Origin of the sequence: Clostridium culturomicium, assembly GCF_000821305.1 — a bacterium.
GTDB lineage: Bacteria > Bacillota > Clostridia > Clostridiales > Clostridiaceae > Clostridium_J > Clostridium_J culturomicium.
Window position 1 is genome coordinate 233,076 of the sequence record NZ_CCXK01000016.1, and the last position, 25,045, is coordinate 258,120.

18 protein-coding genes and 2 riboswitches are annotated in these 25,045 nt (G+C 31.1%); of the genes, 7 read left to right on the plus strand and 11 right to left on the minus strand.

Annotated features, from left to right (window positions below):
- Nucleotides 1–6: 6 nt before the first annotated feature.
- On the minus strand, nucleotides 7–1,383 hold the full coding sequence (locus tag BN1075_RS10545; RefSeq protein WP_040193112.1) for an MBOAT family O-acyltransferase: 1,377 nt from the start codon (nucleotides 1,381–1,383) through the stop codon (nucleotides 7–9).
- 165 nt (nucleotides 1,384–1,548) lie between these two features.
- Nucleotides 1,549–2,049 (minus strand): DUF4358 domain-containing protein, encoded by a 501-nt coding sequence (locus tag BN1075_RS10550; protein WP_040193113.1) that lies wholly within the window; start codon nucleotides 2,047–2,049, stop codon nucleotides 1,549–1,551.
- 351 nt (nucleotides 2,050–2,400) lie between these two features.
- On the opposite strand from BN1075_RS10550, the gene BN1075_RS10555 reads away from it, so the two are divergent.
- The gene (locus tag BN1075_RS10555; protein WP_040193114.1) at nucleotides 2,401–3,357 is read left to right on the plus strand and encodes a Ppx/GppA phosphatase family protein; all 957 of its coding nucleotides are present in this window, start codon (nucleotides 2,401–2,403) and stop codon (nucleotides 3,355–3,357) included.
- A 29-nt stretch (nucleotides 3,358–3,386) separates the two neighbouring features.
- Here the strand turns inward: BN1075_RS10555 and BN1075_RS10560 are convergent, their stop codons facing one another.
- On the minus strand, nucleotides 3,387–4,127 hold the full coding sequence (locus BN1075_RS10560) for an acyl-[acyl-carrier-protein] thioesterase (RefSeq protein ID WP_040193115.1): 741 nt from the start codon (nucleotides 4,125–4,127) through the stop codon (nucleotides 3,387–3,389).
- Nucleotides 4,128–4,267: 140 nt separating this feature from the next.
- Here BN1075_RS10560 and BN1075_RS10565 point away from each other — a divergent pair, with 140 nt between their 5' ends.
- Nucleotides 4,268–5,578 (plus strand): alkaline phosphatase family protein, encoded by a 1,311-nt coding sequence (locus tag BN1075_RS10565; protein ID WP_040193116.1) that lies wholly within the window; start codon nucleotides 4,268–4,270, stop codon nucleotides 5,576–5,578.
- 107 nt (nucleotides 5,579–5,685) lie between these two features.
- On the opposite strand, the gene BN1075_RS10570 is transcribed toward BN1075_RS10565, so the two are convergent.
- Nucleotides 5,686–6,201 (minus strand): phosphatase PAP2 family protein, encoded by a 516-nt coding sequence (locus BN1075_RS10570; protein ID WP_052406504.1) that lies wholly within the window; start codon nucleotides 6,199–6,201, stop codon nucleotides 5,686–5,688.
- A gap of 218 nt (nucleotides 6,202–6,419) precedes the next feature.
- Between BN1075_RS10570 and BN1075_RS10575 the strand changes: the two genes are divergently transcribed.
- From BN1075_RS10575 to BN1075_RS10585, 3 genes are all read left to right on the plus strand, one after another.
- Complete coding sequence (locus tag BN1075_RS10575; protein ID WP_040193117.1) at nucleotides 6,420–11,279, plus strand: cytidyltransferase; 4,860 nt, start codon at nucleotides 6,420–6,422, stop codon at nucleotides 11,277–11,279.
- Between the two features lie 126 nt (nucleotides 11,280–11,405).
- Nucleotides 11,406–12,545 (plus strand): lactate/malate family dehydrogenase, encoded by a 1,140-nt coding sequence (locus BN1075_RS10580; RefSeq protein WP_235777784.1) that lies wholly within the window; start codon nucleotides 11,406–11,408, stop codon nucleotides 12,543–12,545.
- Nucleotides 12,546–12,706: 161 nt separating this feature from the next.
- Nucleotides 12,707–13,765, plus strand: a complete 1,059-nt coding sequence (locus BN1075_RS10585; RefSeq protein WP_040193120.1) for a flavodoxin family protein — start codon at nucleotides 12,707–12,709, stop codon at nucleotides 13,763–13,765.
- 48 nt (nucleotides 13,766–13,813) lie between these two features.
- Here the strand turns inward: BN1075_RS10585 and BN1075_RS10590 are convergent, their stop codons facing one another.
- The 3 genes from BN1075_RS10590 to BN1075_RS10600 form a co-directional block, all read right to left on the minus strand.
- Nucleotides 13,814–14,122 carry a rhodanese-like domain-containing protein gene (locus tag BN1075_RS10590; protein ID WP_052406505.1) on the minus strand — a complete coding sequence of 103 codons (309 nt, stop codon included), beginning with the start codon at nucleotides 14,120–14,122 and terminating at the stop codon, nucleotides 13,814–13,816.
- 37 nt (nucleotides 14,123–14,159) lie between these two features.
- Nucleotides 14,160–15,332: an AI-2E family transporter gene (locus BN1075_RS10595; RefSeq protein WP_040193121.1), complete on the minus strand. Its 1,173-nt coding sequence runs from the start codon at nucleotides 15,330–15,332 to the stop codon at nucleotides 14,160–14,162.
- A gap of 227 nt (nucleotides 15,333–15,559) precedes the next feature.
- The gene (locus BN1075_RS10600) at nucleotides 15,560–16,981 is read right to left on the minus strand and encodes a spore germination protein (RefSeq protein WP_040193122.1); all 1,422 of its coding nucleotides are present in this window, start codon (nucleotides 16,979–16,981) and stop codon (nucleotides 15,560–15,562) included.
- Nucleotides 16,982–17,154: 173 nt separating this feature from the next.
- On the opposite strand from BN1075_RS10600, the gene BN1075_RS10605 reads away from it, so the two are divergent.
- Nucleotides 17,155–17,967 carry a DUF368 domain-containing protein gene (locus BN1075_RS10605; protein ID WP_040193123.1) on the plus strand — a complete coding sequence of 271 codons (813 nt, stop codon included), beginning with the start codon at nucleotides 17,155–17,157 and terminating at the stop codon, nucleotides 17,965–17,967.
- A 73-nt stretch (nucleotides 17,968–18,040) separates the two neighbouring features.
- Here the strand turns inward: BN1075_RS10605 and BN1075_RS10610 are convergent, their stop codons facing one another.
- The 4 genes from BN1075_RS10610 to BN1075_RS10625 all read right to left on the minus strand — a co-directional run bounded on the left by BN1075_RS10610 (nucleotide 18,041) and on the right by BN1075_RS10625 (nucleotide 23,046).
- Nucleotides 18,041–18,445: a hypothetical protein gene (locus BN1075_RS10610; RefSeq protein WP_040193124.1), complete on the minus strand. Its 405-nt coding sequence runs from the start codon at nucleotides 18,443–18,445 to the stop codon at nucleotides 18,041–18,043.
- A 226-nt stretch (nucleotides 18,446–18,671) separates the two neighbouring features.
- On the minus strand, nucleotides 18,672–19,817 hold the full coding sequence (locus BN1075_RS10615; RefSeq protein WP_040193125.1) for an amidohydrolase: 1,146 nt from the start codon (nucleotides 19,815–19,817) through the stop codon (nucleotides 18,672–18,674).
- Between the two features lie 74 nt (nucleotides 19,818–19,891).
- Nucleotides 19,892–21,946, minus strand: a complete 2,055-nt coding sequence (locus tag BN1075_RS10620) for a prolyl oligopeptidase family serine peptidase (RefSeq protein WP_040193126.1) — start codon at nucleotides 21,944–21,946, stop codon at nucleotides 19,892–19,894.
- A gap of 95 nt (nucleotides 21,947–22,041) precedes the next feature.
- Complete coding sequence (locus BN1075_RS10625; RefSeq protein ID WP_040193128.1) at nucleotides 22,042–23,046, minus strand: M42 family metallopeptidase; 1,005 nt, start codon at nucleotides 23,044–23,046, stop codon at nucleotides 22,042–22,044.
- A gap of 141 nt (nucleotides 23,047–23,187) precedes the next feature.
- Nucleotides 23,188–23,245, plus strand: a riboswitch (Fluoride riboswitch).
- A 125-nt stretch (nucleotides 23,246–23,370) separates the two neighbouring features.
- Between BN1075_RS10625 and BN1075_RS10630 the strand changes: the two genes are divergently transcribed.
- Nucleotides 23,371–24,588: a cation:proton antiporter domain-containing protein gene (locus BN1075_RS10630; RefSeq protein ID WP_040193129.1), complete on the plus strand. Its 1,218-nt coding sequence runs from the start codon at nucleotides 23,371–23,373 to the stop codon at nucleotides 24,586–24,588.
- 118 nt (nucleotides 24,589–24,706) lie between these two features.
- Nucleotides 24,707–24,864: riboswitch (M-box (ykoK) riboswitch) on the plus strand.
- The last annotated feature ends 181 nt before the right edge of the window (nucleotides 24,865–25,045 follow it).

Sequence of the window (25,045 nt, forward strand, 5' to 3'; positions counted from 1 at the left end):
TCCCTCCTAAAATCTAAAGTATAAAAATGGGTTATAAGTTGAATCCACTAGATATGCTACTGCAACAATGAAAATTAAAATCATTATAATTGCATTTATATTTTTATTCCTTACAACCTTTTTATATAAATTTTCAATTAAAGGTGTTGAAAATACTATAGCTAAAACTAATGTAACACCATAATTTCTCAAATAATATATCCAATCTGTGCCACCATTAAAGTTAAACATTATAGTCATCAATTCTTTCAGCCTTGCTAAATCCGTCACAGCAAATAAAGCCCATCCAATGATTAAAAATAAAATTACATATACATGAGAAATAATTTTATGTTCATTTAAAATTTTAATAAATCCTAGTTTTTCTATGGAAATTAATATGAAGAAAAAAAGTCCCCACATAATAAAATTATAACTTGCTCCATGCCAAAATCCCGTTAAAAACCACACAATAAATAAATTAAGCATTATTCTTCCACTAGAGACTCTATTTCCACCTAAAGGTATATAAACATATTCTCTAAACCAAGAACCTAAAGTAATATGCCATCTTCTCCAAAATTCAGACATGCTCCTTGCTATATATGGATGATTGAAATTCGTTGGAAAATTAAATCCAAGCATCTTTCCAAGTCCTATTGCCATTAAGGAATATCCACTAAAATCAAAATAGATTTGAAGGCCAAATGCAATTATCCCAAGCCATGCAAGAGGTGTTGATATGCTCATAAACCCCAATGCTTCAACTTCTGTCCAAAGCATTCCTATATTATTTGCAATTAATACCTTTCTACCAAGTCCAACTATAAATAATTCTACACCTTCTTGAATTTGATTTTTATCAACTGTTCTTTCGACTAACTCCTTATTTATATCCGTATACTTTACAATTGGACCAGCAATTAATTGTGGAAATAAACATACAAAAGCCCCAAAATTAATAATATTTTTTTCTGCTTTAACATTCCCCCTAAAAACATCTATGGTGTAGGACATAGTTTGAAAGGTATAAAAACTTATCCCTAATGGTAATGTCACTTTCACATGATTTAATGCTAAATCAAAAATACTATTTATATTATCTATAAAGAAATTAAAATACTTAAAGAAAAATAACATTCCCAAATTAAAACAAACAGATATACATAAAAACAATATTGTTGCTTTCTTTTTTCCCCTGTACTTTTCTATTCCAAGACTAGCAAAATAATCAACAAAGATCGATGCAAACATTATAAAAATGTACTTTATCTCTCCCCATGAGTAAAATACCAGGCTTAAAATCAAAAGAGTAAAATTTTTATACTTTTTCGGAGTTAAAAAATATAATATAAGTGCTACTGGTAAAAATCTAAATATAAACAATATACTACTAAAAACCATTACTGCTCCTTCTTTAAACTATGCTTAACAAGAATTCTTGAAGCACATAAATCTTTCCCTATTCATTATTATTTTTGTTGCTTAACTACACTATATATAATAAAATGCCTCAAAAATGCATATAAATACACTTCTAAGGCATTAAAACATCTATTATCTAAACTCTTATTTTAAAGCATCCTTTATAAGATTAGCTGCTTTCTCAGAGAAATTAGTTCCTGTTTCATCATAATCTGGAACTACAGTTAATATAACATAATTTCCTGCTGTTTCTAATGCTGCACCTTCAACTGCCTCTGGTTCACCTGGGTATAGCGCTAATGCTTTTAAATCTTTTAAATATTCTTCTAAAGAAGCTTTTACTGCATCTACTTTGCCTTCTTTAGCTTTTATTACAGCTACTGTTTCAAGACCAGTGTTCATCATACCTTTTTGTATAGTATATTCTTCAATATCGTCAAGCTTTAAGTGAAAAGTAGTTTCAGCTAATTCTCCCTCAACCGGACCTAGCATTCTCATTTGTATTTCTTCATTTTCAAGTACAGTGTTAACTAAATCAGCTGTAGGTACATCTTTAGTAGATGAAGAATCTCCACCCTTACTTCCGCATCCTACTAAACCTAAAACCATAACTCCAGCTAAAATAACACTAAGTATTTTCTTCATAATCAATCGTTCCTCCTCAAATTCTATATGTTTGTGATTATTATACTATTTATACGCAAATAAAATCCCATCGTATCATTTATTTTTCATTTTTTTCTTTTAAAAACATTATAATCTATCTAATTTCCCTCAAATTTTGTTATATTCTTTCATTTTTTGCTATATATAAAATGTTAAAAAGGATTTATGAATTGTTTGAAGAATAATTTAGACAATAAAATCTAACTTGCTGTTTTAACTAAATTGTATGTTACTTTATAAATTATCTTATCTTTACAAATAGAAACTAACTTTACATATGTGATTTATAAAATACATATAAATAATAAAAGGCTTTTCTTTGGAGGTAATATGGGTACCCTTAGCATCATTGATATTGGTTCTAATACAATTCATTTACTTATAGTAGATATACCAAGCAAAGACAGGTTTCGTATTCTATACGAAGATAAAGAACATCTAAGATTAGGCTCTGAACTAGCAACAAATAAAGTAATAAGCAACATAAAAATAGCAGATACTTTAACAATTTTAAAAAAATATATAAGTATTTCAAATACCTTTAAAGCTTCTAGTATCATTGCAGTCGCAACTGAAGCTTTAAGATCTGCTGAAAACAACCACTATATTTTAGACTTAATAAAAACTAAACTTGGTCTTCCCATAAAACTATTATCATCTCATGAAGAAGCTTACCTTGCATTCTTAGGTGTAAAAAAGACCTTTAACATTCCTAAAGGCATAATTATTGATAGTGGTGGTGCAAGCACAGAATTTATTGGTGTAATTAACAATTCTTTTGTTACTTCAGCTAGCATTCCACTAGGAGCCATAAATGTTACTGAAAAAATCCATGTTGATTCAAATGGTAAATTTATTTTCTGTGAATATACACAAGATTATTTTAATGAACTTTTTTCAAAAATAAGATGGATTAATGAATTTAATAATTCAACTTTAATTGGTATTGGTGGTACCTTGAAAAATTTTAGAAACATTTATAATAATTTAAATGTAAAGTCACTCCCTAATAACTTCATTACTGAAATGTCGCTTGATGAATTAAATTCTCTATGCAATTTTCTAAAAAAACTATCATTAAGTGAAAGAAAAGCTCTTAAGGGGCTCTCATCTAAAAGAAGTGATATTATTTTAGGTGGCTGTGAAATTATCAATAACTTTGTTAAATATTTAAATTTTGATAAAATTATTCTCAGTGAATCTGGCTTAAGAACCGGAGTTCTATTCCACTACATGGATATAATTTTTGATCATAATATAGATAAAAACAAATCTATTATTTCATAAAAAAATGGGATATACTATATCCCAATTTTTTATCTATAATTAACCTTACACTGGAAGAATTCCAATAATGAATCCTCATTAGTTCCATTTATATAGTATATTTTCTCTGCTACTTCCTCTGAATAGATATTTAACTTCAGTGTATCCTCAGCCTTTATTTCCTTAACATAATTTATCTGCATGCTTGCTATTTCATGTTCTTCATGCCACTTTAATGAAAAGCAGTCTTCTACAAAAGATACATATTTAGCATTATTAACATGGTTATTTGCATCTATTTCATTATAATATAAAGCTCTATTAATAACTAAAGGTTCATCTCCAGGCATTTTTAATTTTTTCAAACCTTCATGTCCTTTATTATCCACATCAACATTTATAATATCAATTGGACATACCTTTGGTTTTTGAGGGAACTTAGTCTTTGCATCTACCATCAAATAATATAAAGTTGCATTACCTATTATATTCTCTTTACCATCTAATATTGTAAATCTTCTTACACAGAATAATTTCTCACATCCTGCAAGCTCAGTCTCAATTATTACCTCTTCACAAGCTCCTGGATACCTCTCCATATTAAGCTTCATCCTTGATACTACCCAAAACAATCCATGATTCATCATATTTTCAAATCCCAGCCCTATACTTGTTCCATGTACCTCTGCCGTATGCTGGATATAATCCATTATAGTAAATAATTTAACCTTTCCCCTAAAATCAACCTCATGAAATTTCACAACAAATCTCTCTCTATGAGTCATCTTCATAATAATAAACCTCCCTTGTACAACCCTATGCATTATTAATAAACTCAAGTATCTAAATAAAATATTAGCACTCTCACTTGTGGATTAAATAATAAAATTAGTATATCATAATTTGTATATTAACGTTAAGGAGAAATAATATGAACAAACCTTTAGTAGATAATATGATTTTAATTTCCTTAGATGCTTTAAAAGCAGATGATATAGAAATTCTAAAAAAACTTCCTAATTTTTCTTTGTTAATGAATTACGGAGTTTTTGCAAAAAGAGTTAAAACAATTTATCCCTCATTAACCTATCCAGCCCATACTACAATAGTTACAGGTAACTATCCAAAAAACCACGGCATTATAAATAATAAACTTCTAAAACCATCTAACAACTTATGTCCATGGTTTTGGTATAGAAAATATATTAAAACCCCAACCTTATATGACGCTGCTAAAGAAAACAATCTTACTGTTGCTTCTATATTTTGGCCTGTAAGTGCAAATTCATCCATAAAATACAATATGCCTGAAGTTTTTTCTTATAAAAAATATATACCTCAAGAAATGAGTTCCCTTTTAAGTGGAAGTATCACTTATCAGCTAAAACTCTTTAGGAAATATTCAAATATAAAAAAAGGGATTAAAGAACCTGAGTTAGATAATTTTGCTTTAGCTTGTGCTGTAGATACTATTAAAAGCTACAAACCAAATCTTTTAATGGTTCACCTTTTAGATCTTGACACCCAACGTCATGATTATGGAACAAACTCCCCTGAAGCTTATGAAGCACTTAAAAGGCATGATACTCGCATAGGAAAATTAATTACCACTTTAAAAGAAGTTAATCTTTTTGATAAAACAAATTTCATTGTATTAGGTGATCATGGATTTCAAGATTTCAATAAAATTATTTATGTAAATAATTTATTCAAAAAAGAAGGACTTCTTATTACTGATAAAAATAATAAAATACTTAGATGGAAGGCTTATTTAAAATCCTGTGATGGAAGTGCTTATATTTACATAAATGACCCTTCCGATAAATTGCTGTTAGATAAAGTAAAAAACCTCCTGGATTCACTTGCTTCTAACTCTGAAAATGGAATTAAATCAATTTATAACAACAACCAATTAACTTCCTTAGGCTGTGACCCTCATGCTGCTTTCATGTTAGAAGCTGAAAAAGGATTTGCTTTCTCTGAAAAAATAAATACTAATTCAATAATATCATCCTCTAAAAATGCTAAATCTTTAACTGGAACCCATGGATATTCTCCAGAAAATCCAAATTTAGATACCTTCTTTATGGCATCAGGTCCAGCTTTTAAGAAGGAGTATTTTATCGATAATATGAATCTTATTGATATTGCTCCAACATTAGCAAAAGCTTTAAATATTGATTTTTACCAATGTGATGGCAAGTCCATTGATGATTTTTTCATAGAAAAAGTCCGTAACTAATCGTTACGGACTTTTCACATAAGGTAATCCCAAAAATATCCTATATCAACATGTACTTAAATCAAATATAAAATAAATTTAAATATGGTTTATCTTTAAACTCAGTATTAGATTAACACCTTAACCAAAAATGCACTGGCTGAACCTACAACTACTCCGGCCCCTACATCTGTAGGATAATGAACCCCTAAATAAATTCTTGAAAAACCAACCAAGGCAGCTAATACTAATGAAACAGTAGCTAATCCAGTAAACTTAAGTGCTATACTCATTCCTATTGAGAATGCAGCAGTTGTGTGCCCTGACGGAAAAGAATAATCATCTACTCCAATTTTGTTTACAATTATATCAGGAATATTAATATAAGGTCTTATTCTATTCTTTATTCTTTTTATAAAGTGTGTAATACCACTAGAGATAATGATAGAAAGTGAGGATATAACTCCAAGATTTTTTATATCCCTATTCTTGGATATAATCGTTAATACAACAAAAATTGCACAAAAGGATGCTGAGCCAAAAAAGGTTATTATCGGCATAATTTTATCTAAAACCTTACATCTCAACTTTGAATTAATAAAATGTAGTAGTGAAATATCTGTTTTTCTTATTATATCTATCATTAAATTTAAAACCTCCAAAAGTAAATTATTTAAATTATACAAAAAAATTTTTTAAATTAAAAGCAATTTTAAAAATATTTATGAAATTTCAATTGACCCTCTTCACTATAATTCCTCAATTCAAAATCCTTTATAAATAATTAATTAGAATTAATTATTAGCTAATGGTAAAATAATTTTATAAATATTTTAAATCTTTTTACTTTTAAGGAGGTTCTATGGAATTTTTACAGCTAAAAGATATAAAAAAAAGATTACTTCAAAGCTTAACAAATGCACATTTTACAAAACATGATAATCTTTCCCCAGCTTTATTGGATAAACATATAAACTCTCCACAATTTCTCTATGCACTTCAAGAAATTCTATCTAGTGGAGAAATTAAAGCTTCAGAGGTTTTAACTCTGTGTACACCGCTCCTTACTGAGCTATGGAACCATGGCCCTGAAAATTGGCTGGAATACATTTATAGCTATGCTCTTTCCAAAAACTTCAAAGAAGCTATTAATATAAATCTAAACCCTGACTTCAATTTAAGCTGCGAAGTCTATTTGAAGATTTTCAAAATTCTTTGTGATATTGAAAAGACACTCTCTAATGATTTAAACTGGCAAAGCAAATATCCAATTATTCTATTAACCGAAGAGGATATTAATGAATTAGAATATAAAGAAGAGTATGTTAAATTCCTTAGAGCCTTTAATAACGGCTATGTATATGAAATGATGAAACTTAATGGTGAATTATTCAAATTCAATACCTTAGATCATATTTGTGGAGTTCACTATTTATCCATGTTCTTAGCAAGACAATTAAAAGCAAAAGGTATACCTATAGACTTAGGCAGAGTATCCGGTGCTGCTGCAGGTCATGATATTGGAAAGTACGGCTGCAAAGGTGAAGAATTAAAGAGGGTTCCTCACTATCATTATTATTATACAGATCATTGGTTTAAAAATCACGGAATTAACTACATAAGAAATATTGCCATAAATCACTCAACCTGGGATTTAGAGCTAGAAAATCTATCTTTAGAATCATTGATTTTAATTTATTGTGATTTCAGAGTAAAAAATTCCTCTCCTGATAATAAAATGACTGTTTTTTCCCTTGAAGACTCCTTTCAAGTAATTCTTGATAAGCTTGAAAATGTAGATTCTAAAAAAGAAAATCGCTATAAGCGTGTTTACACAAAGCTCCTTGACTTTGAGATGTATCTTCACAGCATTAATGTGACAACTGATCCAGATAAATCACCAAATTATTTAAGCACCCTTGAAGTGCCTTCATATTCATTAATTCATGGTAATGAACTAATTCGGACAATGAAAAATCTTACCATATCTCATAATATTAATCTAATGTATATACTTCGTGATGAGTACTCATTAAATGCTATTCTAGAACAAGCTAGAAGTGAAATGAATTTTAAAAACTTGAGACAATACATTAATGTTTTAGATGAATACTGCACTTACTTTACTCAAAAACAAAAACTTCAAACCATTAACTTTTTATATGAAACGCTAACTCATAGCGATGAAGATATACGTCGTTACTCTGCTTATTTGATTGGAAGATTAATTGCTATTTTTGATGAGGTATACAGAAAGGAACTTCCCGCGAGTGCATCTTTAGAAATGCCATCAATAACAAGCTTTTCACTATTTGATGAATATTTAAACTTAATGCTTCATCCAAGTAGCAAACTAATCCCTGCTCACAAAACCTGGATAGGATACAATACAAAAACAATGGTAAAATCACTATTTAATAATAGCAGATATGGGCTCCTTAATTCATATAGAAGTATTATCCTAAAACATTATCAAGGCGAAAACTTAACCTTTGATACTCAGCTTTATCTCCTTGATACTGCAAAATTCATTTCCTTTGAAAACTCAAACTTAGAGGTACTTCCAATCATTGAATTTATTTTAAGATTAACTTCAAAGAAAAGTCCGATACTGCGTCTTGCAGCCCTTGAAAGTTTAAAAGATATAATTCCTAGAATAGCTACTAACCTTGAAATAAAAAATATAATAATTAAATATGTTTCTCCTGTTAATTTAAAAAGCAAAAATCCTTCTGAAAATCTATTATATATGAATATATTTAAATTACTTGAAATGACGGAGCAAGAAACCCGCTTCAGTGAATACTGCTCATCAGATTATTCAAAGGTTCCTGAGCTATTCCTAAGCAACTTAAAATCTGCAACAAACTGGTTTGTAAAAAAACAGCAAATAGATATCCTTTTAGATTTTACTCTTACTAAAGCACCTTATACAGGACTTCACACCTGTATCCATCTCTGTAACATGCTTAAGGTAAGTGAATATGAATCAGTAAGAAATAAATCTGGATCATCAATATTGAAGATAATGCCAATATTAAGTCCTTCAGAAAGAAATGAAGTTGCCATCGAATTATTAAGGGGATTAGAAATTGAGGGTCAGAGATTTACTGAGTATATCCCGCCTTTCCTTGGCTTAGTTATTTTATGGCTTGAGCCTGAAGAACTAGATGAAATCATTGAGGATTTAAAGTACAAGATTAAAACAGCTAATGTAGATGTTAAAATCCTTATACTAAAAGCTATCGGAACCACCATAGCTAATTACGAGGTATATAAGGAAAGATATGATGAAACTGATGAAATATATAATAACCGCTTAAAGAAACTTTTAGCGATTTTGCTAAATGGTATTGGACATTATACTAATAAGGTTAAACAAGCAGCAATAACAGCCTTAGGCAGAGATATCTTCGGTACTTCAAACTTATCTTTAGAAAATAAACTTCATATTTTTAAGTTATGTGCAAAAAAGCTAATTACTCTTATATCTAATAACGAAAATGACCGCCTTTTACTTTTAACTAATGCAGCTGCTTTAAATCATATATATAGGTTTATCTCCGACTATAACTTTTTTAAAGGACGTATCCTTATAAAGAAACCTGATAAAGTAGCCTTTTTTCCTGGTACCTTTGATCCATTTTCGTTAGGTCATAAAAACATTGCTAAATCAATCAGAGATTTGGGTTTTGAAGTTTACTTAGCTGTAGATGAGTTCTCTTGGTCTAAGAAAACACTACCTAACCTTATAAGAAAAGACTTAATCAATCTTTCTATTTGTGATGAATTTAATATTTATATTTATCCTGAAAATCTTCAAATAAATATTGCTAATCCGATGGATTTAAAAACTCTTAAAGAATCTTTCATAGGTTCTGAAGTTCACTTTGTTGCAGGTAGTGATGTTCTTTTAAATGCTTCCTGTTATAAAAAAACTCCTGTAGAACACTCTATTCATGGGTTTAAGCATATAATATTTGAACGTGGAAACACAAAAAAGCTTCAAGAAGCTAAAACATGTATAACAGGAGAAGTTCTTACATTAAATTTACCTCAAAAGTACTCCACTATCAGCTCAAGTCAGATAAGAAGTTACATTGATAAAAACAGGGATGTATCAATGCTTCTTGATCCTTTGGTATCACAGTATATTCATGAAAAAGGCTTTTATCAAAGAGAGCCTCTTGATAAGGTTTCCTTTAATTTAAATATACTTGATTTTGATTATTTAGATTATATAGATGAAGTTGTAATCGAAAATATTTTTAATCATACAAACAATAACGAAGCCCTTAAAACTTGTTTGATTAGTCTTAAAGAAAAAGAATCTCCTAAAATAGTGTTAATAAAGAATTCATCAACCAAGGAAATTTTAGCTCTTTCCATGATACATTGGGTAAGATCAAATAATTTATACAGAGAAGTACAAAATGAAACAACGTCTAGAGAATTACGAAGCACATCAGTAGGAAGAATAATATTTATTGATGGAATTTATATTGCTCATAAGGATAAAAGCAAATTAATGGAGCAAACCATTTTAACAGAAACATTAGCCCATGTTATTGCTAAGGACTATGAGTATGCTGTTTTCAATCCAAACCATGAGTCTCTTTACAGCAGTCAACTTATAGAGATAATGTTATCTCAAGGTTTCAAAAACATTGGTGTAAATAACTATTCACTTCCAATGTTAGCTGTAAATATGACCAGCCCTTGCGTATTAAATTTAGATATGGAAAACATCTTAAAAGAACCTTTTAGAAGCAATTCCAAAATAAAAAATATTATTAATCAAAGACGAAAAACTCTAGAAAACAATTTGGCAAATCTTTATCCAAACGAGCTCTTACTCTGCGTCAACAGCGAAGTTTTACATGAAAAGATGATTGGAAATATCTGTCACGAAAATGAAGTTAGCACTGAAATTAAGGAACCTAAAGAGTATGGCCAAACCATGTGTGTACCATATGGTGACATCCTTGATAGATATGTAGTGCCAAATACTGTGACTAAATCTCTTCATACTGAAAAATACTATGCTGGAGATATGAAAACCTTCTTCATTGGAGAAGCTCCTTACTATATGCCATTAATTAACCAGATGAAGATGATTAAATCCTTTAACAGACCTATTTTCTTAGTTGATAATATTCTTCATAAGGGCTATAGGATGAGAGCTCTGGATCCTCTTCTAACTGAAGCAGGAATTAACGTAAATAAAATTCATTGTGGAATACTATCTGGTAGAGGTAAAGATTTAATGGATATTCAGAACAGGCAAGTTACAAGTGTATACTTTATTCCCAGATTAAAATTATGGTTTAACGAAAATGCACTTTACCCTTTTCTTGGAGGCGATGCAATTTGGAGAGGTGATTTCCCTAAGCGTAATCTCATTCCATCCATTAATTCAATTCTTCCATACTCTTATCCAGAATTCATTAAAGGAGTTTCTCATGATAAAATTTATAATCTTTCCAAATGCTGCTTAGAAAATTCCATTGAGATTTTAAAAGCCTTGGAAGGAGAATATCATAAACTTTATGGCCGTAGCCTGACTCTTGCGTCTCTGGGTGAAGTAATAACTGTTCCAAGAAGTCCTGATATAGGTAAAGGTATCGAATATGATTTATCTTCTACCCCATCAAATCTTGTAGAAAAAGACTTAGAATTACTTATCAGATTAGAAAATATACTTCAGGAAAGGAAACTATAAATGTATTATTACCTTTTTAAAAACAATCTAATTTTAAGCAAAACACTAATAGATAAACCAAATTATCAAATAATAACCGAAGAACAGGCAAAAAATCACTCAGGTAAAATTTATATTTTAAATCCAATGAATCCTAAAATATCTCGCCGCTCCTTCATTATTTCAAATAAATCTATGTGTTTCTTGGAAAATGAAACTTTAATGCTTCTCTCATCTTTAAATAATAGCTCTGATAAAAATAGCTTGGTTCCTAGCTGGCTTGAAGAAAAATTTAAAGAAGGAGTTGTAATCTCAGTTAATCCAAATTATCCAAATTATGAAGATGTATTCACCTACTCTTCTCCAAAGAAGTGGAACATAAATGTAGTTGGACTCGGAGATGTTGGAGCAACATTATTAACAGGCTTGAAACTTTTAGGCACAAATTCCATAAACACTCTAGGAATTTTTGATTTAGATAAAAACAAGGTAACCCGTTTAAAATTTGAACTTTCACAGATACTATCTGCAAATGGTAACGAAAGCAATCTTAAAATTCAAGTCCTAGAGGAATCTGAATTATTCAATTGCGATATGTTTGTATTCTGTGTATCTGTGGGTGTTCCACCCATAGGAAAAGAAGAAAAGGATGTTCGACTTGTTCAATTCGAAGGTAATAGAAAAGTTCTTAAACATTATGGAAAATTGGCTCGTAATGCTAATTTCAAAGGAGTTTTTGCAGTTGTTTCCGACCCTGTAGATTTATTATGTAAATCTTTATTTGAAGACAGCAACCGAGATGAAAAAGGAAATATGGATTACAAGGGTTTGGCACCTGAACAAATAAGAGGTTATGGCTTAGGTGTAATGAATGCAAGAGCTGTTTACTATAGCTCATTAAATTGTGAAACTGCAAATTACATTACAGAAGGCAGAGCCTACGGTCCTCATGGAGAAGGTTTAATTATTGCAAACAGCATAGAAAATTTCAATGAAGATTTAACTAATCTTTTAACCCAAAAGACTAAAAGTGCAAATTTAGAGGTTAGAAGTTCAGGCTTCAAACCCTACATCGCACCAGCCCTATCCTCGGGAACCTTAAGCCTTCTAGATACTATAGCAGGAAATTATCACTATTCCTCTAACTTCTTAGGCGGTACTTTTATGGGATGTAAAAACAGATATATTCATGGCTGCACAGAGAATGAACTAGTACCTATTCCAAGCCTATTAATGAAAAAGCTTGAAGAGACCTATACTCTTTTAAGTGAGCATCCAAATCTATGATTTGGTCTATGCGAACTTACTCCTTCGAATGTATATGAGAAGGAGTTTCATTAATCAACTCTCCAAATTTTAATTTGGCTACTCGAATTTACTCTGTAAAAGCACGCCTTCGAATGAAATGAGAAGAAGCTTCTAACTTAAATAAGCAAGGAGGGATTATCATGAATGAATTATATATTATTCAACCAAATAAAAATATATCTAAAATTCTTCAAAACATGGTTGAAAGAAGTACAAAAGATATCCCTCATCAAATTATTGATGACATAAATAACATTCCAAATTTAACTTACAAAAAACTCATTTTTGTAGCACAGGTTGAAGATGTTGGTTATGACATACCAATGATACAATTTCTTGCTAAATTACTAGAGCGAGGAAGAGATTCTTTAAAAGGTTCCACTGGAGCTCTAATGATATACAGTATTGATGACCATGGCACTAAACGTATTGCTCAAGATATAGTTTATATAACTAACAATATTGGATGTGCCTTTATTGGCCACCCCTTAGTTGAAGCTACTGCTTCCTTAAAAAATTTTTCTACCTGGCAAAAAACTATGCACATGCCCCTGGAAGAAATCTGCTATGCTCTCTGCAATGGGCTTGTAAAACGCTTAATGGTTGATAATTCTTTAAAGATATCCAACGGTAAAATGTTAGTTTTATATTCAAGTACCCACAAAACTTCAAATACTTTGGATTTATGGCATATGGTTTCTAAGCATCTCAGTGGAATATCAATTAAAGAAATAAAGATTGAAAATGGAAAAGTTCTAGACTGTCTTGGATGTTCATATAAATTATGTTTACATTACGGCAAGAAAAAAGGCTGCTTCTATGGTGGAGTTATTACTGATGCTGTTATGCCTTCCATAGATGAAAGTGACGTAATTGTATGGTTATGCCCTAACTATAATGATGCTGTTGCCGCCAATCTCACCGCTGTAATAAACCGGCTTACTGCTCTTTATCGACGTAGCAGCTTCTATAAAAAATATATGTTTGCTGTAATTGTATCTGGTAACTCTGGCAGTGATTCTGTTGCTAAGCAACTTATAGGAGCTCTAAACATTAATAAAGGCTTTAGGCTACCTCCTTATTTTTCAATAAGGGCTATTGCCAACGATCCTAAAACAATATTTAATGTTGATGATATAGATTCAAAAACCCTTAACTTCAGTCAAAATATCCTTAACAACTTTATTTTAAAAGATTAATTTATTAAATAATAAAAGCAGGAATATAACAATTCCTGCTTTTATCAATTATTTACTTACTAATTCAAAAGTCCACTTATCTATTCCGCCTAAATTATAAACTTCACTATAACCTAGATACTCTAGAATCATTGCAACTCTGCTGCTTCTATTCCCACTATAGCAATATACACAAATTGGTGTATCCTTCTCAAATGCAATATTCTCAATTTCATGAACCACCTCATTTTGAGCTAATAAAATTGCATTTTCGATATGGCCCCTTTCATAATCTTCCTTTTCTCTAATATCCAAGATAACCAAGTCATCATTTTCCTTAATTTTATTCTGAAGCTCTGTTGCTGAAATATTTTTCATAATTATCCTCCTTAAGTTAACATTAGCTTATAAGCTATTACTCAATTCCTTTTCTTTTGTATGCCCTATGAATATATAGGTTAATCATTGCTGCTGTTGGTACCGCTAACAAAATACCGATTATTCCAAAATAACCTGCTCCAATGGTTATTGCTACAAGTACAAATACTGGTGGTACACCCACACTTCCTCCAACGATTTTAGGTTGTATTATATTACCATCTATCTGCTGGTATAAAAGAAGTAAAACTCCTCCCCATACTCCAACTGTAATGCTTGAAAACATTCCTAAAATAAACGCTGTGGCTGCACCTATTGCTGGTCCTATGTATGGAAGCACATTACATATTCCTGCGATTATTCCCACAAGAATTGCAAATGGATGCTTAATTATAAGCATTAAAATGGATGACACGATTCCAACTATCAGTGCATCTAGTAAGACTCCCCTTACAAAACACCCTACTACTTCATCTAAGTCAAAAATAAAACGCTTTAAAGCTTTCCCAATTCTATTAGGTATAAACGCCTTTCCAAATTTATTAACGGTATCAAACAACATTTCTTTATCCTTTAGAAAGTAAAAACAAAATATAACTGTTAAAACAAAATCCACTAAAAATGAACTTACCCCTGAAATACTATTTGTTATAACATAAACTATTCTTTCCCCAAAAGTTGCAAATATAGCTGTAATCTTATCTAAATAAGAGGTTATCTTTTGATAATCAAGATTTAAGCTTTCAAAGTAGGAGCTTAAAGTAACTAACCCATCTCTAACCACCTTTTCATATTGTGGAATATTTTCAATTAAAGATCTCGCATTGTCAAGCAATGGCGGAATTATATAATTAAATATTATAACAACTGAAAAAATAATTATTATGAAAACAATTGTTATACTAGCCATCCTATATGCCCATCTATACTTGTCTACTCCTTTTTTCTGAAAAATAGACATAAGTATTCTTTCTATGTAGCAAACTGGTGGAAATAATAAGTATGTAAAAACTGCTGCTACAATTATCGGTCTTATAATCCTAAGGAATCCTAGAAAAAAGTCCTTTGTGACCGTAATGTATATTCCACTTCTGCTTATAACTTCATATGCTGCAAAAAGGAATATTCCAACTACCAACACAACAATTCCTATTTTTACATATTTCCTGTCTATGTCCATTTTTTTATCTATTCTGAACTTTTCCCACATATCCTGCTCCCCTCTAAAACCTTTCAGTCTTATAAATCTTATTCATTTGTTTCTATGTATAAGAAAGAACTAATCCTTTATTTGATTATATCATGATATATAGTTATTTTACATAAATATGTATATCATAAAACACTAAAAAATCAAAATAAAAAAAGGTTAATTATGCAATCTCATATTTACATAATTAACCATAAAATATTATTTATTCATTACCTTATTGTTTTTTATTCCTGTTTATCTCTATGCTTTAAAGATTTTCTCAAGAACCTTCCCTTGATAGCCGTCCAATTAAAAGGGATTAAAGGATATAAATAACCTCTTCCTGTAAGAGTCTTATTGGAAGCTATAATAATAACAATTAATATTATCCCTCCAATATATCCCCAATAACTAAATAATGCTGTTAATATTAAAAGCAGCATTCTACAAAATTTTATCGCATAACCTAGTTCAATGCTTGGTTGAGTAAAACTTCCCACAGCTATTACTGCCATATATAATATTGTATCTGGCACAAACCATCCAGATCTTATAGCAAAATCACCTAGTACTAATCCACCAATAATGCCTAATGTACTCCCTAATACGCCAGGTGTGTTAAGGGATGACATATGCAATCCATCAATGGCAACTTCAAGTAATAAAAATTGAATTACCAATGGAACAGAATTCATTTCAGCCACCGTAAGAACCTTTAGCGCCGCTGGTAATTTATCTGCATACTGCATAGCTAACAACCAAGTAGGTGTTAACAGTAATGTAAATATAGCAATTAAATTTCTTATAATTCTAAGATAGGTTCCTATAATAGGTGGATAGTAAAAATCCTGAATTTCCTGAACAAAATCAAAAAATGAAGATGGTAATATCATTACATCCGGACTATTATCTATTATTATAACAATATTTCCTTCTAAAATCTGTGCTGAAGCCACATCTGGTCTCTCTGTATACCTAACCTTAGGAAATGGATTGAAAAACTTATGCTTAATCAATGCTTCAACTAAACTTTCCATATTCATGGTTAAAGAATCAACCTTCAAATTCTGAATTCTAGTTCTGGTTCTATCAAGAAGTGCTTTATCTTCTAAACCCTCTATATACCCAATAGCCACATCCGTTTTAGACCTAGTTCCAACAGAAAGCATTTCAAAGGTCAGTCTTGGATCTCGAATTCTTCTTCTTATAAGAGCTGTATTAAATACTATAGTTTCTAAAAAGCCATCCTTTGATCCTCTTGTAACCTTCTCCTTCTCCGGCTCTCCATAAGTTCTTGCAGGATAAGTTCTAAGGTCCATGATTATAGCTTCTTCAAAGCCATCAATAATCATAACTGTAGGTCCAGATAAAAGAGTGGAAATGATACTTTCTATATCCTTAAGTGTATCAACCTCTACATAGGGAACAATTGCTGTACTGAATCCTTTTGCCGTTGCCATTTCATCCATTTGCTCAGGAGTTATCTTAAAAAAACTCTCCATAATTTTTTCCATGACATCATCTTTTATAAATCCATCAATAAAAAATAAGGCTGTTTTTCTTCCGCCAATAATTATGTTTCTATTTATTAAATCAAAACTTTTATCAACATTTAATCTTTCTTTTATAATCTTTAAATTTTCCTCAATATTCCTTGATAAATCCATATTCACACATCCTTATACTTAAACTGACATTAGTATGTGTTAAATGCTAATTTAATATTACATCTGTAATTTTTCTGTTAAATACTACTAATTAATTTGCAAATTACAGATAATATTAATATAATTGTATTTGTTATTCTTTTGAACAAAAGTACATACAAAGGAGATTTAATATGGACAATATAATGAATATTTTTAAAGGAATGGTCATTGGTGTTTCTAATGTAATTCCAGGAGTTAGTGGTGGAACCATGGCTGTAGTTATGGGAATCTACGATAGACTTCTTAATTCTATCAATACATTCTTTAAAGATTGGAAAAAAAGCATCTTCTTCCTTGGAGAAATTGCCATTGGTGCTGCTCTAGGAATTATTCTATTTAGCAAGCTGATTACTACTCTTTTAAATAACTATGCAGAGCCTACCAAATTTTTCTTTATAGGCTTAATACTTGGTTCTTTCCCTCTGCTTTATAAAAGAGCAACTAAAGATAAAGTTAAAGCAATAAACTCTATTTGGTTTTTAATTACACTAGGACTTATGATTGCAATGTCTTTCTTTACTGAAGGTGATACAACTACTGCCGTAATGACAACCCTTTCAGTTAAATCTTTCATAAGCTTATTTGCTGCTGGCTTCATTGCTGCTGCTACAATGATACTTCCAGGGGTAAGTGGTTCTTTAGTTTTATTAATTCTTGGACTTTACACTACATTTACTACTGCAGTATCCACCTTCAATATTCCTCTACTTATTCCAATAGGTCTTGGTGTGTTAGTAGGAATTATTACAATGACTAAGGTTATAGAAGCACTTTTAAATAAATTCCCTCAACCAACTTATTTCGCTATCTGCGGATTAATTCTTGGTTCAATTTTCTCCGTATATCCTGGCTTTACTCTTGGTACAATGGGAATTTTCTCTGTGATTTCATTTGTCGCAGGTTTTGTTTTAACTTATATATTAGGAAAAAAAGAATCATTATAAAAAACTTCAGCCAGCTGTTTAACTTTAAAACAGCTGGCTTTATTTTTTCCTCTATACCTTAACAAAATCCCCTTTAAAATAATTGAATAGCTAAGAAGTTTTCAAATACCTTATTCATGCTTTCTATCAAGCTTTTATAGTACTCTTCCCTTGTAAATTCCACCGTTGACTCTGGTCCATATGCAAAGGTAGATAAAAGAAGAATATTATTAATATGTACTCTTAAAACTTCTGATTTCTTTGTTGGAACTTCCATAGGAAGATTAACTTCTTTACTTAAGATACTATCATAATCCTTTCGACTTGGAGTAATTATTACCCTTACCATTATTTTTTTATCTTGCAAACCATGATGTTCAGCTAAAGTATTATATGCATTATTAAGTACTTCAATTGTATCTGCTACAATCATTCTATCAAGTCCTACATAGTGCAACGTAATATTTCCCCTTTTAATTATGCTGTATGCATCCAACATTTATATCCCCCACTTCCTACACTCCAATAATTAGTAATTTTTACTTATTTTTATTATACTATCACTGTACACTTAGTAACAAGAATTTTAAAAAGTTATGAAGGATATTTCAAAATAATTTTTGTTTAATTAAATAAATAACGGGGTTTTAACTTCCCCGTTATTTATTATTTACTTATAATTTTATCCTCATTGAATAACTTCAGCATGCTTAATTCTTCTTCTGTTACCAAAGCAAAATTTCCTCACCTTCAATAAATACATGTTCTACTTCTGATTGAAGATTTAAAGGATTATTGTCCCAAATTACTAAATCTGCATCCATCCCAACTGCAATTTTTCCTTTTATGTTATCTATCTCTAAAATTTCTGCAGGGTTAATTGTTACTGCCTTAAGGGCATCAAATTCACTTAAACCAGCCTTAACAGCTAATGCAGCACACATGATTAATGAATCCTGTGGTGTAACTGTGTGGTCTGTAGTTATTGCTACCTTTATTCCAGCATCATTTAATACCTTCACATTAAAAAAGCCTTTATCTTTTGTCTCAACTTTTCCCTTAGCTCCAAAAGATGGTCCAACTATTGCTGGATACCCCTGTTCTTTCAAGTAATCTGAAATTAAAAATCCTTCTGTACAGTGGTCTAAAGTCAGCTTTAAATTAAATTCCTTTGCGATCCTTATAACAGTACATATATCATCAGCTCTGTGAACATGAGCTTTTAATGGTATTTCCCTGTTTATAACAGGTAAAAGTGCTTCCATTTCTAAATCTACAGCAAAATATTTTTCACCTTCAGCTAATGCCTTTTCCTTTTTCAATTTGTAATTTAAAGCATCAGTTAATGCTTTTCTTAAAAGATATGCTATGCCCATTCTTGTTACTGGAGCCTTATTAGCTTTTCCATAAACTCTCTTTGGGTTTTCTCCAAAGGCACACTTCATAGCTGCAGTTTCCCTTATAATCATTTCTTCAACTACATTTCCCACTAACTTTATAATAGTAAATTGACCACCAATAACATTGGCACTTCCAGGTCCAGCACATGCAACCGTAACTCCCCCCTTTAATGCAGCTTCAAAGGCAACATCAAAGGGATTGATTGCATCAATGGCTCTCATACCTGGTGTCACTGGATTTGAAACTTCATTTCCGTCTGCACCTTCCCAGCCAATTCCTGTTTCTAAAAGCCCTATATGTGAATGTGCCTCAATAAGTCCTGGCATTACATATTTATCAGTGCAATCAATGTATTCATCTCCACTTATGTTTTCTTCAATCTTTATTATTTTTCCATCCTCAACTAAAATATCTCTTTTGGCAAATCCTTTTTCCTCAAGTAAAAATACTAATCCATTTTTAAATAGCATCTAAAATTCCCCCTTATAAACTTTCAACTTATTAGCTTTATTCTTACAAATCACATTTCAATGTAATTTTATTTCTACCCCAACACTTTTTCCAAGAAACTATATATATCTACTTCAACATCAATTAGCTTAGATAAAGGCTTTCCTTGACCGTGGCCAGCATCCTTCTCCACTCTTAAAAATACTCTGTCTTTTGTATTCATTGCTTCTTCAAGGGTTGCTGCAAATTTATATGAGTGACATGGTAAAACCCTGTCATCACTGTCTCCCGTTGCAATTAATACTGGTGGATATATGCTTCCATACTTTATATTATGAAGTGGGGAGTACTTTATCATATTGAGAAAGTCTTCTCTATTATTCTCTGCATCACCATACTCTGGAATCCAATACCTTCCCACAGTGTACTTATGGTATCTAAGCATATCTATCACTGGTACTTGTGAAATTACAGCACCATATAAATCCGGTCTTTGAACCATACAGCTTGCAGTTAAAAGACCGCCATTGCTTCTTCCTCTTATAGCCAGCTTTTTATTTGATGTATACTTGTTATCTATAAGCCATTGTCCACAACTGATGAAATCATCAAAACAGTTTTGTTTATTGTGCATCATACCAGCTTTATGCCACTTTTCTCCATACTCATTACCACCTCTAATATTAGCTACTGCATATATGCCTCCTCTTTTAGTCCAAACAATCTCCGCAGCCCTATATTCTGGTATCCTATTTAAATTAAATCCTCCATAGGCATATAAAACCGTTCTATTTTGAGAATTTAATTTCATATCCTTTCTTCTATTAATAAACATAGGGATCCTAGTACCATCCTTTGATGTTACAAAAACCTGTTCTGTTATAAAGTCATCAAAATCTATGTCAAGCTGTGGCTGCCATACTACCTTCAACTCATTACTATCCAGATCAAGTTTATAAATTGTTGTTGGAATAAAGAAGGAAGAAAAGCTTACAAAAATTTCTTTGTCACACCCTTTAATATCATCTATAGCACCCATTGCTGGCAGTTCAATACTCTTCCCTTCCACCTTACCTAATTCATAGCTCAGAAGAGTATGATGTCCATGTTCCATATTCACTAGTACAATATGACTTCCTGTGAATTCTGCTGTCTCAATTGGTACTTCTGAGTTTTCCTCTATTATGGTTTTCCACTGTTCTTCCTTAGAGTTTAGAATATCTATTTCTACAATCCTTTTATTTTCTGCTTTATAATCAGTTAAAAAGTAAAGCTTATTGTTCACATTACCTAATAACTGAAAGCTTTCTTCTTTATCTGCTATTATAGTACTAAAATAAAGGTTAATATTTTCTCTTACCTCATCTACCCTTGTTTCCAAACCATCTGAAAGTTCCATAATCATTACTGAACCTTCTCCAAAGGGCCTGTTTTTATACATAATTAAATATCTTTCATCCTCAGTAACTTGTAAATGATATGAATACTCACTTTCCTCAACACCATCAATTATATCCTTGTCCTCATCTTGAGTTGTTCCCACTCTATGGATAGATACCATGTTATGACATGTAATTCTATGATCATGCATAGCATAAGATTTAGGATATCTTGTGTAAATAACATTTTCCCCTTCATTAATCCAGCAGAGACTTGCAAACTTGCACCAATCAAGTTTATCTTCTAGCAATTGTCCATCTGACATTTTTTTAAAGTATATTGTCTGCCAATCACTACCTTTTTCAGATATTCCATAAGCAATAATATCCTTCTTGTCATTCACCCAAAAACCTGTTATTGCACAAATTCCCTCTGTTGATAATTCATTTGGATTAACAAGAACTTCTCTCTCACCCCAAAGTTCTTTTGCCCTATAAAGTACTGGTTGATTTTCAGCAGCTTCCTTATAAAAGAAGTAATAGTACTCTCCTTTTTTAACAGGCACTCCCCCCTTATCAAAGGCTGAATACTTAGTTATCTCTTCTTTTATTTTGTAAAAATCCTCGTATTCACTAATATAGTCACTAGTTACCTTATTATGTAACCTCACAAACTCCTGAGTTTCTTCACTTTCAATATTTTCAAGCCATCTGTATGAATCACATATTAATCTTCCATGATAATTATCTATAATGTTGTCTTTATGCATTATAAATTCCCCCTTTAACACAAAAGGAGTCTCTAACTTTAGAAACTCCTTCTGTCAAACTTTAAAGTCATATGATACAAAGAATAATGGTTTAATTATTCCTTATCAAAATCAAACTCTCTATCTACATATTTTGCTAATAAATCTATTGATGCATTTGTGTCATCCATGCTTATTAAAGCATTTGGTCCATGAACATATCTTGTTGCAACTGAAATACCTGTTGCCCTAACCCCATAGTTAGACCTATTGATTGCACCTGCATCTGTTCCACCACCATCAATAACATCAAGCTGGTATTTAATCTCATTTTCTTTTGCACAAGCAATCATTTCATCAACAAGATACTCATTACATATTACAGATCCATCGGAAATCTTTATTGCAGTTCCTGCTCCAACTTTATTGCTGCCTTCTCCAGAGTTAGGATAATCACTTGCAATAGTTACATCTAAAGCTATTCCAAGATCTGGATTTATTCTATTTGCAGCAACTGTTGCTCCTCTTAATCCAACTTCCTCTTGAGTTGAAAATACAAAATATAAATCATTATAAGGCTTGTCTATTTTCTTTAAAGCTTCGATTAAAATATAACACCCAATTCTATCATCAAGACCTTTGCCTGTTATATTATTTCCTTTTAGCTCTGCATAATCACCAACATAAGCAGCAACGTCTCCTATTCTTACATACTGCTCTGCTTCCTCTTTATCCTTTGCTCCAATATCTATAAATAATTTTTTAGTATCTGTAGTTAAATCTTTTGCAGCAATAGTTGAAGATACTAAACCAACAACACCGTTTCTAAATTTAACTCTTCCCATATTTGTTCCTGCTACTGGAATTCCACCTAAAGCTCTAGCTGTAATGAATCCCTTATCATCTATCTTAATCACTTGGAATCCAATTTCATCCATATGAGCTGAAGCCATTATTTTTTTCTTATTTTCACCAATTCCTCCCTTAAATACTATTAAATTTCCAAGCGCATCTACAGTGATTTCATCCGCATAAGCTTTAACCTCTTCTTTAATTACATTTCTAACTTCTTTTTCGTATCCGCTTACACCAAAAGCATTAACTAATTTTTCAACTAACATATCCTTACCTCCCTAAGTGTAAATTTCTTCTATAAATACCATAATACCATAAGTGAAATTCAAATACTACAATAACTTCGTCATACGAAACACTTTTATTCCTTGAACAATCTTCTTTTATCTAGTATAATGATATTAATTGAATACTTAGGTGATGGAGTTCACCTTAACTGCAAATGCTAATGACTCCTACAGCAACACTATAAGTGTAACTGTAGGAGATTTTTTATGCTTAAAATACTTATCTACTTCTTATTTCAAGAAATGCCTATAATGTATGAATAAATTTTAAGTTGAAAAACTATTTTAAAGGAGGTTATTATTATGGCAATATCTTTAGCCTTAATTATCTTGCTAGGAATCTTTTCTAGCTACTTATTTGAAAAATTCAAACTTCCCGGTCTCTTAGGAATGTTATTATTAGGAATTCTGATTGGCCCCTATTCTTTAAATTTAATCAATGATAATCTGCTAAATATCTCTGCAGATTTAAGAAAAATTGCATTAATTATCATTCTCCTTAGAGCTGGCTTTGGTATAAAGCGATCTGAATTAAGAGACATTGGAAAACCAGCCCTTAAAATGAGCTGCATTCCTGGTATACTTGAAGGTTTTGCAATTGCTGTTGCATCAACTATGTTATTGGATTTCACCTTCATTCAAGGAGGTATTTTAGGATTTATAATTGCCGCTGTATCTCCAGCTGTTGTTGTACCTCAAATGATTAATCTTATTAATAATAAGAGAGGAACTGATAAGAATATCCCAACACTTATTCTTGCAGCTGCTTCCATAGATGACGTATTTGCAATAACAATAATGACTGTGTTTATGGGTTTATATGGAGGAGAAAATATTAATATTGCTGGACAAATTCTTGGAATACCAATTTCCATCCTTTTAGGAATAGGTCTAGGTGTAGTCGTAGCACTAATTTTAACTAAAATCTTTGACCGACTTAATATTAATAGTACTCGTAAAATGTTACTGGTTTTAGCTGCTGCAATTTTCATTACTTATTTAGAAACCGCCCTAGAACACATTATTACTATTGCTAGCCTTTTAGGAGTAATGACTTTATCATTCATCCTCATGGATAAGAAACCTGAAATTTCAAAAGACCTTTCAGAAGGCTTTAATAAAATCTGGTCTCTTGCAGAAATTTTACTTTTCGTTTTAGTTGGAGCACAAGTTAACATCTCTGTTGCCCTTGAAGCAGGTGTCATTGGTATATTATTAATTATTATAGGATTATTCTTTAGAAGTATAGGTGTATGGATTTCTTTAGCTAACACTAATCTAGAGACAAAAGAGAAAATTTTTTGCATGATTTCATATATACCTAAAGCTACTGTGCAAGCTGCTATGGGTGCAGTACCATTATCTCTTGGTGTTGCTTCTGGTGATACTATCCTTGCCATATCCGTAGTTGCTATTTTACTAACTGCTCCTATTGGTGCAATATGTATTTCTTATTTTAGTCCAAAATTATTAAACAGCGAAAAAATGATAAACTTAAATAAATTATTAAAAAACAGTTGACAATTCTTCATTCTAAGTCTAACATTAGTAAAGGAAACTCATTCTCATTTTATTCAAATGAGTAAGTTTGAGTATCTAAATCATAGATTTAGACTCTCACTTAAGTTCCACTTAATTTTATATCCCTCGGTAGGTGAGGTTACTACAAGGATACGGGTTGCTGCCGTAAAAGAGTGGAAACATTCTTAACTGGTTAGCAGGTTTGGCCGAACAAAGAAGGCTTAATCTAATGCAATTTCATTGCCTTGCAGAGCTAAAACTTGAACGAGAAATGTTGTTGTTTATACATTCCTGCGTTTAAGTTAACGTGGGATTTTTTATTTCTATAAACTAATATTTATTTTGATTTTACGGAGGTGTAAGAAACATGGAAGATGGTAGTAGTCCTGTCAGCGATGGAGATTTATTAATCCACATAACAAACTTAATGTCAAGCTATGAATATTTATCATATGTA